The sequence below is a fragment of the Pantoea sp. SO10 genome (assembly GCF_005281435.1).
GTDB classification, from domain to species: Bacteria; Pseudomonadota; Gammaproteobacteria; order Enterobacterales; family Enterobacteriaceae; genus Pantoea; species Pantoea leporis.
Window position 1 is genome coordinate 652,145 of record NZ_CP040096.1, and the last position, 14,122, is coordinate 666,266.

At 55.4% G+C, this 14,122-nt stretch carries 8 protein-coding genes; 5 read left to right on the forward strand and 3 right to left on the reverse strand.

The annotated features are described in order from the left end of the window. Nucleotides 1-29: 29 nt before the first annotated feature. The gene (locus tag FCN45_RS22560; protein ID WP_137387361.1) at nt 30-8,627 is read right to left on the reverse strand and encodes a GH36-type glycosyl hydrolase domain-containing protein; all 8,598 of its coding nucleotides are present in this window, start codon (nt 8,625-8,627) and stop codon (nt 30-32) included. 271 nt (nt 8,628-8,898) lie between these two features. Between FCN45_RS22560 and FCN45_RS23800 the strand changes: the two genes are divergently transcribed. Together FCN45_RS23800 and FCN45_RS22565 are read left to right on the forward strand one after the other, a co-directional pair. Continuing rightward, complete coding sequence (locus FCN45_RS23800) at nt 8,899-9,060, forward strand: YnfU family zinc-binding protein (protein WP_217548267.1); 162 nt, start codon at nt 8,899-8,901, stop codon at nt 9,058-9,060. A 4-nt stretch (nt 9,061-9,064) separates the two neighbouring features. Next, nucleotides 9,065-9,310, forward strand: a complete 246-nt coding sequence (locus FCN45_RS22565) for a hypothetical protein (RefSeq protein ID WP_101761527.1) — start codon at nt 9,065-9,067, stop codon at nt 9,308-9,310. A gap of 17 nt (nt 9,311-9,327) precedes the next feature. Here FCN45_RS22565 and FCN45_RS22570 read toward each other — a convergent pair whose 3' ends face one another. After that, nucleotides 9,328-9,600, reverse strand: coding sequence for a hypothetical protein (locus FCN45_RS22570; protein WP_137387362.1), 273 nt, complete (start codon nt 9,598-9,600; stop codon nt 9,328-9,330). 195 nt (nt 9,601-9,795) lie between these two features. On the opposite strand from FCN45_RS22570, the gene FCN45_RS22575 reads away from it, so the two are divergent. Together FCN45_RS22575 and clcA are read left to right on the forward strand one after the other, a co-directional pair. Then, nucleotides 9,796-10,272: a ferritin-like domain-containing protein gene (locus FCN45_RS22575; protein ID WP_137387363.1), complete on the forward strand. Its 477-nt coding sequence runs from the start codon at nt 9,796-9,798 to the stop codon at nt 10,270-10,272. Nucleotides 10,273-10,438: 166 nt separating this feature from the next. After that, nucleotides 10,439-11,821, forward strand: coding sequence for a H(+)/Cl(-) exchange transporter ClcA (gene clcA, locus FCN45_RS22580; protein WP_137387364.1), 1,383 nt, complete (start codon nt 10,439-10,441; stop codon nt 11,819-11,821). A 108-nt stretch (nt 11,822-11,929) separates the two neighbouring features. Here the strand turns inward: clcA and ampR are convergent, their stop codons facing one another. Next, a complete protein-coding gene (gene ampR, locus FCN45_RS22585; RefSeq protein ID WP_137387365.1) occupies nt 11,930-12,814 on the reverse strand; it encodes a LysR family transcriptional regulator AmpR in 885 nt (294 codons plus the stop codon). A gap of 116 nt (nt 12,815-12,930) precedes the next feature. On the opposite strand from ampR, the gene blaPSZ reads away from it, so the two are divergent. Further along, on the forward strand, nt 12,931-14,064 hold the full coding sequence (gene blaPSZ / locus FCN45_RS22590) for a PSZ family class C beta-lactamase (protein WP_137387448.1): 1,134 nt from the start codon (nt 12,931-12,933) through the stop codon (nt 14,062-14,064). The last annotated feature ends 58 nt before the right edge of the window (nt 14,065-14,122 follow it).

Genomic DNA, 14,122 nt, shown 5'->3' on the forward strand with positions numbered 1-14,122 from the left:
ATGGTGAAAACTAATGACCTTAGTGATTGCTACTTAGCGAGATGAATTCGTACCTGATGATTCCCGACGTCGCAGCTGAGTGTGATGGCATCATCGGCACTCAGCACATCATCCAGCCACAGCTTATAAGCGCCAGCGGTGCGCAGCATCTCAATCTCATAGCGCGCGGACCCTTCATGATAAATCACCTTCGCGCCCCGCCATGCTTTGGGCAGACGCGGACACAGCCGCAATTTATTGCCGTGGCGCGTGATGCCGAGCAGGCTTTCGATGATCAGCTGATAAGTCCAGCCCGCCGATCCGGTGTACCACGTCCAGCCGCCGCGACCTTCATGGTTCTCGGCGCTGTAAACATCCGCCGCCATCACGTAAGGTTCGACTTTGTAAGTTGCAACAGCGGCAGCATCAAGGCTGTGATTGATCGGATTGATCAGCGCCAGCAACGCCCATGCGCGCTCGACCTGGCCCATCTCGGCGAACGCCATAATTGCCCACAGCGCGCCGTGCGTGTATTGCCCACCGTTTTCACGGATGCCAGGCAGATAACCGCGAATGTATCCCGGATTGGGGCCTGCGCCATTGAACGGCGGCGTCAGCAGTTTAATCAGGCCGTTATCGCTATCCACCAATTGCTGATCGAGCGCCTGCATCGCCGAGGCGCATTTGTCGTGATCGCCAGCCGCAGACAGCACCGACCAACTCTGCGCGATGGCATCAATGCGACATTCTGCGTTGCGCTGCGAACCCAGGGTTTCACCGTTATCGAAGTAGCCACGCAGGAACCATTCACCATCCCAGGCGAGCTGATTGAGCGCCGTTTTCAGCTTCTCCGCCTGTTGTTCGCACAAGCTGGCGGCTTTCGGCTGATCGATACGTGTGGAGAGCGCGGCAAAGCGCGTGAGCACGCTGTAGAGGAAAAAGCCGAGCCAGACGCTTTCACCTTTACCGGCAATACCGACTTCGCTCATGCCGTCATTCCAGTCGCCGGAACCCATCAGCGGCAAACCATGCTCACCAAACCGCAGACCATGCTGGATGGCACGCAAGCCATGCTGCCACAGGTTTTCCTGCAGCTGACTGACGTTCGGCAGGCTGTAAACTGACTCTTCTTCGGCGGTGAGCAGTGGCGATTCAATATAGCTAATCGGCTGTTCTAATAGCGCAAGATCCTCCGTGGCGGTGATGTAGTGGCAGAGTGCAAAGGGCAGCCAGAGATAATCATCTGAGCAGCGGGTGCGCACGCCGCGTCCGGCGGGCGGATGCCACCAATGCTGCACATCGCCTTCAGGGAACTGGCGGGAAGCGCACAGCACCAGCTGCTCGCGCAGTAAGTTGGGCGCGGCGTGGGTGAGCGACAACGTATCCTGCAGCTGATCGCGGAAGCCAAACGCGCCACCGGACTGATAATAACCGCTGCGCGCCAGCAAACGGCTGGCCAGCGTTTGGTACAGCAGCCAGTTATTCGCCAGCAGATTTACCGCCGCATCGGGCGTCTGCACCTCGACTTTGTTTAACAGATTGCGCCATTGCTGCTGCACTTTCGCCAGTTCGGCTTCCGCCTGTTCGCTGGGAAGAAATTGCTGCATCAGCGTCAACGCCGCTGCGGTATCTTCCGCCGCGCCTAACACAAACACCAGCGTGCGCGTATCGCCGTCAATCAAGGTGGTCAGCGTTTGCAGAGTGGCGCAGGGATCGAGCCCCGCGCCGGTGTTACCCGACAAGCCTCGCGCTTGCATCATCGCTGGCTTACGCGTCGAGCCATTGCGGCCCAGGCACTCAAGGCGATTACCGCTGAAAGCAATCTGATTGCCGGATGCGGCGAAGAAGGCGGTGCGCATCGATCCGCTGCTGGTATAGGGATTTACCGCCAGAATGGCGCTGCCATCCACTACTATCGCCGAAGAAGTTTGTACATGGCGGGCAGATTGGCTCACCAGCTCACCCAGCACCCATTCGACGTAGCCGGTGATCGATAAATGACGGGTTTTGCCAGACAGATTACTGAGCTGAATCAGAGTGATTTTCGCCGCCTGCTCGCCAGCTACGAAGGTGGTGAGCGTGCTGCTAATGCCTTGCTCCTGATGCATAAAGCGGCTGTAACCCATGCCGTGCTGCGTCAAATAATCTCCGGCGCCGCGCATCGGCAGCGGCATAGGTGACCAGACATCGCCGCTCTCCTCATCGCGCAGATAAAAGGCTTCGCCCGACGTATCGCTGACCGGATCGTTGTGCCACGGCGTCAGGCGGTATTCATGCGCATTTTCATACCATGTGTAGGCCTGACCACTTTCTGAAATCACGCTACCAAACTGTTTATTTGCCAGCACATTGCACCAGGGAGCGGGCGTCTGCTGATGTGGGGACAACAAAATGTGATATTCACTGCCATCGGCGCTGTAGCCGCCGGTGCCATTAAACAACTGCATGTTTTCCGGCTCAGCGAGGCGGGCGGGCGCAGCAAAGGCCTGTTTATGCGCCAGGAAGCGGCAAGGCGGCGCCACCGGCTGCGGTTTTAACAGCACCGTCAGCTGGTCGGCCAAACTGCCGTTGCGGCCTTCCAGCACCACGGCAGCTACGCTGAGTAGCAGCGTGACATCTTCGGGCGCAAAGTGCTCGCTTTGGCGCAGGAAGATGCCGCCAGGCTTATCGGTCAGCATCTGCATCTCGCCTGATGAAATCATTTTGATCAGCTGATTTTGCAACAGCTGCTGATAGCCGATTTGCTCGCCGTTGAGGATCACCAAATCTACCGTCAATCCTTTCTGGCGCCAGTATTGATGCGCTTTAATCAAATTGCTCACCAGGCTGAGCTGGGTACCGTTTTCGATGCGCACCAGCACGATCGGTAAGTCGCCAGACAGCGAGTGTCGCCACAGCGACGATTGTCCCAGGCGATTTTGCTGCAGACGTTGGCTGTCGCCGCGCATTTCAGGGCTGGCAAAAATCACCGCGCTGGCGAGCTGGTTATACAAACTGGCATCTTCAGCGAGGATATTCAGCTGGCGCAGCGCCACCTGACTGTGCGAGGCCGCCATTTCAAATACCCGATTGGCGTAGACATTGTTGCGATACTTCTCAAGCAAGCCAAGGCAGGCATCACGCTGCGTGGTGACGCCATACACCAGATCGAGGGTGACGGATTTACCCGCTTTGATGGCGATTTTCTGGCGAATCGACAGCAATGGATCGAGCACCGCACCGGCGCTGCCGCTGAGTACGCCATCGGCTGCCATCGCCTGCGGATTGGCGGCGGTTCTGCCGCGACCAATAAACTGTGCGCGGTCGGTTTCATAATGCGTATCGCGCTCGCTGGTGCCATGAATCAGCAGGGCGTGGAACATCCACAGCGGCTCGGTTTTCTCATCGCGCGGGCGGCGATGCGCCAGAATCGCTTCCAGTTCAGTGACGATTTCAGTTTGCAAAAACAGGTTGCTGAACGCCGGATGCGCCATATCGCTGGCGGCAGAAGCCAGCACCACTTCCGCGTAGCTGGTGATATCTATTTCACGCAGCTGGCGTGAATGGTTGGTCAGGACGATGCGGCGGATTTCCACATCATCTTCTGGCGACACCACCACCTGGGTGCGGGTGCTGAGCGTTTCCATGCGCGATTCAAACTCCGCGCCGGCGTCGGTAAAGCGCGCAATGTGCTGCGGGCGCGCATCACCGCTGGGCTGGAACGTCGGGCTAATCAGCTCGCCGGATTGGCGATCGCGGATGTAGCAGAAGATACCGTGCTGATTGCTGGTGCCATCGGCGCGCCAGCGGGTTAACGCCAATCCTTTCCACTGGCTATACCCGGTGCCGGATTGCGTCACCATCACATGATAATTGGCATTCGACAGCAGCTGGATTTGCGGCAGATGCGCCGCCGAGCCGCTGAACTCGCGCAGTTCGGGCGTATCTGAACGCGGCTTGATCTCGCTGGTGTCAACGAACTGCCGACGCGGCGTATACAGCTCAATGTCATCCGGCACGCGCTCCTGCAGCAGCAAGTAGGAAGACTGGAAGCGCGCACTCGACATAAACCGCGCCACCATCGGGGCTTCATGCAGCAGGTGCGAAATCGCCAGAAAACCCATGCCCTGGTGGTGCGCCATGTAGGTTTTCACCGCGACAAATTGCTGGCCGCGCGCCAGGCGCTGCGCGGTGAAATCGAGTGCCTCATAGAAACCGTATTTGCCGCAGGCACCCATTTTCTTCAGTCGCATCAGGTTGTCGGTGGCCTGATGCGGCAGCACCATCAGCGCCAACAGCGAGGCGTAGGGCGCAACCACATGATCATCGTTGAGGCCACGCTTAAGCCCCAACTCTGGCGTACCAAAAGCTTTGTATTGATAGTTTTGGCTGTCATCGAACGCGGCGTAAGCCGACTCGGAGACGCCCCACGGAATCTGCGCGGCATCACCGGACGCGATCTGCTGCTTCACCGCCGACAGTGCCATTTTTTCCAGCAGCGTATCCGGGTAAACCGGCATCACCAGATGCGGCATCAGGTACTCAAACATCGAGCCGCTCCACGACATCACCGCCGGTTTGTTATCCAGTTGGGTGAACAAACGGCCCAGCACGAACCAGCTTTTTACCGGCAGCTGATTGGCGGAGATGGCGTAGTAGTGCGTCAGGCGCACTTCGGACGGGAAGAGATCGTAATGGCCTTTATCGAGCGCGCCGCTGTCGAGATTGTAACCCACGCTGAGCAGCGCGGTTTTTTCGACATAGAGAAAGCGGAAATCCATTTTTGCATGATCTTCCAGCCGTCCTTCCAGCTCCAGCAAGGTCGCCATGCGTTCACGTGCGGCCCACATCACAGACGCCGCGAGCTGAGAATGGAGGCCGGGGCGATGACGCTCTAACTCACTCAGCCACAGCAGAGAAGGCAAGGCGGCAGGCAGATCATCATCCGGCGTGAGCCAGCTGAAAAACAGCGTCCACTCCTGCTGCAAATCGCTGAGCTGGTGGATAAACCGTTCGAACCATTTCACCTGCAACGGCGGCAGCTGCATCTGCGCCAGCAGAATTTCACTCAGCGTGATCAGCGACGAGAGATGGTTGGCAATCGCAGCGGGCGAGGCCTGCTGTAGCGCAGTAAACTGCTCGCTTAACTCATCCCAGCGATCGTTATGCTCTGTGCCCATTTGTGCTTTCGCCAGTGACAAGGTGTCATGCAGACCGGCCATGATCACTGGCAAGGCGAGCACCGGCAGATGCTTCCACTGCGCAAGCCCGGCCTGCAGGGTGGCGAGGTGCGCGGCGAGGTTGCCGCTATCGACGGTAGAAACGTAGCGCGGATTTAACGGTTTCAGCGTGTAAGTGTCATACCAGTTGTAGAGATGTCCACGAAAATGCTCCATGCGATCGAGGCTATCCAGCGTGGCGAGCGAACGGGCTATCACCGGTTTCTGCGTAATGTAGCCAAAATCCCATGCGGTTAAATTGGCCAGCAGCGACAGCCCGATATTGGTTGGCGAGGTGCGATGCGCCACCACCGGCTGCAACACTTCCTGAAAATTATCCGGCGGCAAGTGGTTATGTTCGGCGGTGACGAAATCTTCAAACCAAGCCCAGGTGTGACGCGCGGTGTGGCGCAAAAACTGTTGCTGCTCGGTGGAGAGCTTTTTCTGGCGCGAATGGGCCGGTTTACTCAACTGCCACAATAAACACGGCGTGATCAGCCACAGCAGCGAGATCGGCAGCGCCAGCGCAATCAATTCAGGATTAACCAGCGCGGTTAAAAGTGACAGTGCAACGCCCGCCGCTGGGTTAAACCACATCGCCTGATAAAAATGGCGCAGTGACGGCGTGGGCGATGAACTGCCCGCCGAGGCGCTTTTCCATTCATGGAGAAACTGCCCGCTCACGTTGAGTCGCCACAGCGTGACGATAATCGCCTTCAGCGACCAGTAGCTTTCATGCGGTAGTGTCGCCAGCGTCAGTCCCGCGCGGCTCAGGCGCATTAACGCATCCGAAGACAGGATAGAGAGATGATGCTGCCAGGCGCGCGTCTTGCTTTTGCGCATGCCTTCCATGCTCAACGCTAAGGCGCTGGGCAACAGCAGGAACAGCGCAATGCAGCCGAGCCAAAACGGCGGATTCGCCACCCAACTAAATGCCAAAAACATCAGCAGCAGCAAGGCGGGCGCAATCAGACTGCGACGCAGGTTGTCGAACAATTTCCAGCGCGACAGTGCACTGAGCGGATTGGCCTGATAGCCGCCATCCTCCAGACGCACGCGCAGTTTCAGCCAGTTCAGCAGCTGCCAGTCACCGCGTACCCAGCGAAAACGCCGCGCGACATCGCTGAGATAGTTATCCGGGTAGTGTTCGTACAGCACCACATTGCTGACCACGCCAGAACGCGCATAACAGCCTTCCAGCAGATCGTGGCTGAGCACCAGATTTTCCGGGCAGGCATTACGCGTCGCGCGGGTAAAGGCCGCCACATCGTAAATGCCTTTGCCGACAAACGAACCTTCGCCAAACAGATCCTGATAGATATCGGAAGACATCGATGAATACGCATCGTTGCCCGGCACGCTGCTGGAGAGACGCGCGTAGCGGCCCTGGCCGAAGGGCGGAATTTCCTCCGCCAGACGGGGCTGCAGAATGGCATAACCTTCCACCACGCGATTCAGGCTGTCATCAAACACCGGCGCATTGAGCGGATGCGCCATAATGCCAATCAGCCTGTGCGCGGTTTCTCGCGGCAGAATGGTGTCGCTATCGAGGGTAATGACGTATTTCACCGTGCGCATTTGCGCCTGGCTGGCGCCGACGATGACGTTAAACATCTCCGCTTCGCCCTGCAGCCAGCGATTGAGCGCATGCAGTTTGCCGCGCTTACGCTCATAACCCATCCACACGCCCTGCGAAGGGTTGTGCACGCGGTTGCGATGCAGCAGAGAAAACAGCACATCATTGTGCGACTTGCTGCTGTAACGGCGGTTGAGCGCCTGAATTTTCAGCACCGCATAACCGATGATTTCAGCATCATCGTCATCGTGTTCGGTCGCGCTGTCGGTGAAATCGGCCAGCAGCATAAAGCTGATGTTGTCGAGCGCGTTACCGAGATAGCTGGTTTCAATCGACCGCAACAGCGCATCGGTGCCATGTTTGCTGCTGATTAAACAGGGGATCACCACCAGCGTGCGATCGCCATCCGGTACCGCCCGCTCGTAATCAAGTCGCGGAAGCGGTACCGGATGGCGGGTGCGGGTTGTCACTTCGCTGAGCAGCTGCAGGGCGAGCTGGCTGCTGATTAAAATTACCGCCGGCACCAGTAACAGCCACAGCACCACCGACATCGCGGATTGATGAGTGAAAAACAGCGCTTCGGCGCTGAAAGCGGTGGTCAATAACGTCAGGCTGCCCAGCCAGGAGAGCAGCGGCGTTTGGCTGAGATGATGGCGCGCCTGATTAAGCCAGGAACGGCGCGGCTTTAGCTGTTGCTCAAGCTGCGCGCGCCCTTTATCCAGCAGGAAGTAACCAATATGCTGTTGGCGCGCTGGCAATGCGGCCTGACGACTCAGCGCCAAAACCTGATTGGCCACGTTTAGCTCGTCGAATTCGCTCTGGCGAGCCAGCTCTTCAACCACATGCCGATATTGATCGCGGCTGTCAAAATGCATCTGGGGATAAATCCCGGCGGGATCCTGCGCCAGCACTTGCTCGACCAGGCTCAGCGACTCCACCAAATCCTGCCAGTTGATTTCGCCAAGCTGGCGCAATCCGGCAATGCTGTTGCTGACCGAGAGCTGACTCAGTGCCAGCTGGCGGTTGAATTGTTCAATCACATCCGCAGTATTACGCCCGGTGTTCAGCAGGTGTTGCTCCACCCACGTTAGCGCCAGCGAGTGATTCTGCCCATTCAGTTTGCGTGCCAGTTCGGCGACAAACGCGCCGGAAAGCTGATCGTTTTTGTGCGCCATATCGGCGATCACTTGAATCACGCGAGTGGCGTCCCTGGCGGAGTGATGAACGATCTCATTAATCCACGCTTCGGCCTGGCTGCGCTCCTGATGAATCTCAGCAACGCCTTGCGCAATACGTGCGAGGTTATCGAGCAGCGCAAAGCGCAGCATGGCGGGAAGCGCCCAGAGTTCACCCATCAGCAGCGGCGTCACGCGTTGATAAGCATGAATAAAGGTCGCCAACACTGCTGACTCTAAGCGGCCATCACTGTGGCTGATCATCTCATCCGCGATCGCCTGAATGCGCAAAGAGTGCGCGGGGTCTTTCAGCGCAGGTAAACCCTGACCAAATTTGGTGGGCAACAGATGGCGCACCATCCGAATTTGCTCTTCGATAATATAAAAATTATCCAGCAACCATTCGCCAGCCGGTGTCAAATTACGCTTCTCACCGGTACTTAATATTTCAGCGCTTTTTATCAGCGCCTGTTCGTTTTCCGTCAGCCGCTGCAATAATTTATAGCTTTTTTTGGCGTCGGAAAGATGATGCGTTTTTGCCAGACGCTCGCCATATATTTCCATTTGCCGCTCGGAAAAAACATCTGGCCGGTTCGCCTGGTAAACACCGCTGTGATGTAAAAACTCAAAACTACTGCGTGCCGTTGCCGGAAGCGCACTACTGCTAATGAATGACCCGGTGGGAAGTTTATTTTTCATAATGGCGTCGCAAAAAATCCAATGGATTATAAAAGTCAGCACTATCAACAGGAAAGTTGACGGTATAAGAGAGGGCGAGGGAAAATATTTGTCTTATTTGAGTATAGTGCCAAATCGATCTTACGGTTGGTTTATTAAATAAAAGTTAATTTAAAACATTTAACTGAACGTAATGATGGGGTTGAGGATCTTTAACGTTGTTGTCAAGTGTGAGTGGCAATGAAAAAAATCAGGTGTGTTAGAATCAGTTAACGGAAAAAGGAAATAAATTATGAGCTGGTTAAATCAATTTTTAGAAAGCTTATCACGCCGGGAAGTCAAAACTCAGTGTCCAGTCTGTAAAAAGTTTTGCCCACAATCTTCCTTAAAGCAAGCGCGCGGACAGGCTATGTTGTGCCCGCACTGTAAATCACTGTTTATTGCCGAGGAGTAAGCCAATGCGCCATATTCTTGAATGGATTGATGTAAATGAACAAGCGCCCGGCTACAAGCAGGAGTGCATCGTGCAATTTGAAAATGGTGAGGTGCAGGGCGGCTGGCTTTACGGCGGGCAATCGCGCAGCGGCGAGCATATTTTCCTTGAAGCGCATGCGGAATATGAAACCAGCATGGAGGTGAATTTCTGGATGTCATTGCCGCCAGCGCAACCGGACCAACTCGCTGCGTTTCATTCGCCGATATGAAAGAGCAAAAGATAATATTATCGCTCATATTCGATAAATGACCGTTGCGCTTCAGCCTGATCGACAAACTGAAAAGCGTAAGGATGTATCAGTTGTTCATCACAATACCAGCAGTCATTAACACGTTTAAAAACGTCACCCTGATGAAAGGGTTGAACTTTATCCAGACGCATAACGGCATATTTGCCATTGTTGAAGGTAACTTCATACAGAGAAATTAATCCGAGCGGCATTAATCTGCGTTCGTGAATAATTTCGCCGTTGAGCTCTGGCGGCCCTGGCTTTTTCATTATGTTCTCTCCGATTGACCTGATTTAAGTCTGGCAATGATTTAAACAATGCGGCGAGTTTATTTTCAGGCTTCGCTTGTGAATTATCTATTGTCCGCCAGGATTAAGTCAGGCTTATGTGCCGGCGTAATTCCTTATTCACTCTCGCCCACGTTTTTACCTATCTGATATTCTATTCTACAAAAAGGCCATATTATGACGATTAAAACACTGCAAGATCTGTTTGTGCATGATCTCTCTGATATTTACAGCGCAGAAAAACAGATCACCAAAGCGTTACCAAAAATGATTCGCGCAGCCTCTGATCCTAATCTGGTTGCGGCTTTTAAACAGCACCTCGAAGAAACGCGCGGACAAATTGAACGTATTGATCAACTGGTTGAGCTCACGGAAGGCGTGCAGATCAAACGAATGAAATGCCATGCGCTGGAAGGTCTGGCCGAAGAGGCGCAGGAAATTATCGATGAAGTAGAAAAAGGGCCGGTTTGCGATGCTGGACTGATCGGTGCCGCACAGAAAGTTGAGCACTATGAGATCGCCACCTACGGCACCTTGCGCGCCTTAGCCCTGAAGCTGGATTATCAGGATGCCGCCAGGTTACTGGGTGAAACGCTGGAAGAAGAAAAAGCCACTGATGAAAAACTGACGCTGATTGCTGAAGAGCAGGATTAATTCCTCGTAGAGGAGGTTGATGCATCGGCTAAAAATGCCCAACCTCTTCGATCCTGAAAAATCCGCTTGCGAATTCCTGGGTTAAAAATCACTTCATTCTCAGTATGCTAATCCCTATTTTTTCAAACTAACGTTTGAACACTGTTCTGAATACAGAGGGATTTGCATGTCTGCTCATCATCACTCCGCAGAGCCCAAAACGGTTTTACGTGCTGGGCGCTTCTTATTGATGCAGAAACTATTACGCCGCGACAAAACGCCCGTTGCACTATTACTGCTGGCTGCGCTGGTCGGTGTGCTAACCGGTTTGGTTGGCGTAGCCTTTGATAAAGCGGTGAATTTTGTGGTGCAGACGCGATTGAGCTGGCTCGCGGATGCCGGTGACAATCTGCTGGTGAAAATAATCGGTGCGTTTTTCCTTTCGGCATTACTAGGCGCTATTGGCTATTTCCTGGTGCGACGTTACGCGCCAGAAGCGGGCGGATCGGGTATTCCTGAAATCGAAGGCGCGCTGGAAGAGCTCCGACCGGTGCGCTGGTGGCGCGTATTACCAGTGAAATTCATTGGTGGCATGGGCGCGTTAGGTTCAGGCATGGTGTTGGGTCGCGAAGGGCCAACCGTGCAACTGGGTGGCAATATCGGCGGCATGTGTGTCGATCTGTTCCGCGTTAAATCTTCTGAATCCCGCCACACATTGCTGGCAACTGGCGCTGCCGCGGGTTTATCGGCTGCCTTCAATGCGCCGCTGGCGGGCATCCTGTTTATTATTGAAGAGATGCGTCCGCAGTTTCGTTACAGCCTGATTTCCATCAAAGCGGTGTTTGTTGGCGTTATCGTCTCCAGCATTGTTTTCCGCGTGTGTAATGGTAATGAGGCGATCATCAATATTGGTCAGTTGCAGGATGCGCCAACCAATACGCTGTGGCTTTATCTGGTATTAGGCGTGTTATTCGGTGGCTGCGGCGTGGCATTTAATCGCTTCATTTTCCTCGCGCAGGATCAGTTTCAGCGCTTGCACCAAGGTCGCGTGGCACCTTGGGTGCTGTGGGGAAGCTTACTGGCTGGCGCGTGCGGCGTGATTGGCCTGGTGCTGCCACAAGCCATCAACGGCGGGATTGCCCTGATCCCCGATTTCTCCAGCGGTAGCTATAGCGCGCTGGCCTTGTTTCTGCTCTTCGCACTGCGCACGCTCATCACTGTCTGCTGTTTCTCCTCCGGCGCGCCAGGCGGTATTTTCGCCCCGATGCTGACGCTAGGCACGCTGCTCGGCACCTGCTTCGGCCAGCTCTGCATGCAGTGGCTGCCGGGTTTACATTTGGAGCCGGCAACCTTTGCCGTGGCCGGAATGGGCGCGCTGTTTGCGGCGTCGGTGCGCGCGCCGCTGACCGGCATTGTGCTGGTGCTGGAGATGACCAACAATTATCAGCTGATTTTGCCGATGATCATTACCTGTCTCGGCGCAACGCTGGCCGCGCAATTCTTCGGCGGCAAACCGCTGTACTCCGCACTTCTTGCACGCACGCTGGCGAAGGCGAAACAGATAGCGTAAGGCCTGGCTTACGTGCGGGCGCTGACACATCTGCTGCGGCGCGAGGACCACCGGACCAAAAGTGACTCCGGCCTGCGCATTCGCGCGACAAATCACGTGTTCGTTTAATTAGTGCGCACCGGGCAAAAAGGTATTCATCAACCAGCCAGAAAACGCGGTCATCGCGGTGCTTTCGGGCCGCGATTGCAATCGCGTTAACCAATAGCCGCCGAGATCGATTTCAGCGGCGAAAGGGCGCACCAGCTTCTCGCTTTGCAACAGGTGATTAAAAATCCTCACCGGTGCCAGCGCAATCCCCGCACCTAACAATGCCGCTTCAATCATCGTCAGCGACGAGTCAAAAATCATCACCGGATGCGCAGGCGATGGCGCATGTTCGTTCATGCTTTGCAGCCATTGGCTCCACTCATCACGGCGGAATGAGCGCAGCAGGGTAAATTTGTGCACGTCTGCAGGCTGTTGTAACTGCCGGGCAATGGCCGGATTACACAGCGGTGATAACGGCGCAGGACAAATATACTGCGCCTCGGTGCCGTGCCAGGCGCCGCTACCAAAGCGAATGGTGTAATCGTGGCCTTCGGCAGCCGGATCGACGCGATTGTTGTGGGTGGAGAGTTGCAGCTCAATGTGCGGATAACGGCGGTTAAAATCCTCTAAGCGCGGCAACAGCAAGCCGGTGGCAAAGCTTCCCACCACACCAACTTTCAATTTTTCACGCATTTGACCGGATGAGAAACGATCCAGCGTATCGGCAATAAGATCGAAAGAGTCGTTGAGCACCGGCAATAGGCTTTCGCCTTCTGTGGTTAGCATCAATCCGCGCGACACCCGCACAAACAGCTGGCAACCGAGCTGCTGCTCCAGCGATTTTACCTGCTGGCTCACGGCTGCATGGGTTACGTGCAGCTCAATCGCCGCATTAGTAAAACTTAGATGACGTGCAGCGGCTTCAAAGGCTCTAAGCGCGTTCAGGGGAATATAGGGTCGTGTCATGCGCCTACCTGTAAGATTTTCTATTGTCTGGCGCTAAAATTAACAGTTTGTTGCACCCTGTCAAATTGGTCAAACTGCCTGCGAAACAACAACCCGGAAGGTTAACTACAGTGAAATTGATTTCTCAAACATTGATAGCTACAGCGCTGACCTCGGCGTGCTCCATGGCGTTCGCCGCGAAGGCGGATGTGCAGGCAACCATTGATCAGGCGATCAAACCGCTAATGCAGCAGCAATCGATTCCCGGCATGGCGGTAGCGGTGGTGGTTAAAGGCCAGCCGCACTATTTCACCTGGGGCATGGCGGATGTCAAACAGCAGCGCCCGGTCACCCAAGACACGCTGTTTGAGCTGGGTTCGGTGAGTAAAACCTTCACCGGCGTGCTGAGTGGCGTTGCGGTGAATAAAGGCGAGATCGCGCTGAGCGATGCTGCCAGCAAATATTGGCCGGCACTGAACACGCCGCAGTGGCGCGACATCACGCTGCTGCAGCTGGCGACTTACACCGCTGGCGGCTTGCCGCTGCAGGTGCCCGATGCCGTGACCGAAGAAAAGGCGCTGGCGAACTTCTATCAACAGTGGCAACCGCAGTGGGCGCCGGGCAACACGCGTCAATATGCCAACAGCAGCATCGGCTTATTTGGCTGGCTGGCGACGAAACCCAGCGGGCTGACTTTTGAACAGGCAATGCAGCAGCGCGTATTCACGCCATTGCAGCTCAAGCACACCTTTATCACCGTGCCTGACGCCGCGAAAAATGCTTACGCATGGGGCTACCGCGAAGGCAAACCGGTGCGCGTGTCGCCGGGCATGCTGGATGCTGAAGCCTATGGCGTGAAGTCGTCGATTAAAGATATGGCGCGCTGGATGCAGGCCAATATGGATCCGCAGCAGGTTAACGATAAGCCGCTGCAGCAGGCGCTGGATTTCGCGCAAACGCGTTTCTATCGCACCGATGCGCTCTATCAAGGTTTGGGGTGGGAGATGCTGGATTGGCCCGCTCAGGCGGAGATGGCGGTGAAGGGCGCGGATAACAAGGTGGCGCTTGGGCCGCAGCCGGTGCGGGATGCCGAATCACATCCGCGTGTCAGCGCGTCGTGGGTGCATAAGACCGGCGCAACCGGTGGGTTCGGTGCTTATGTCGCCTTCATCCCGGAGAAACAGGTTGGCATTGTGATATTGGCAAACAAAAATTATCCCAATACCGAGCGGGTTAAAGCCGCGATGCAGATCCTGAAAGCGTTGCAGTAAGCGTATGGGGTGAACGCCTCGCCCCATCAACTACACTTAATGGGTGATCAACAAAGGA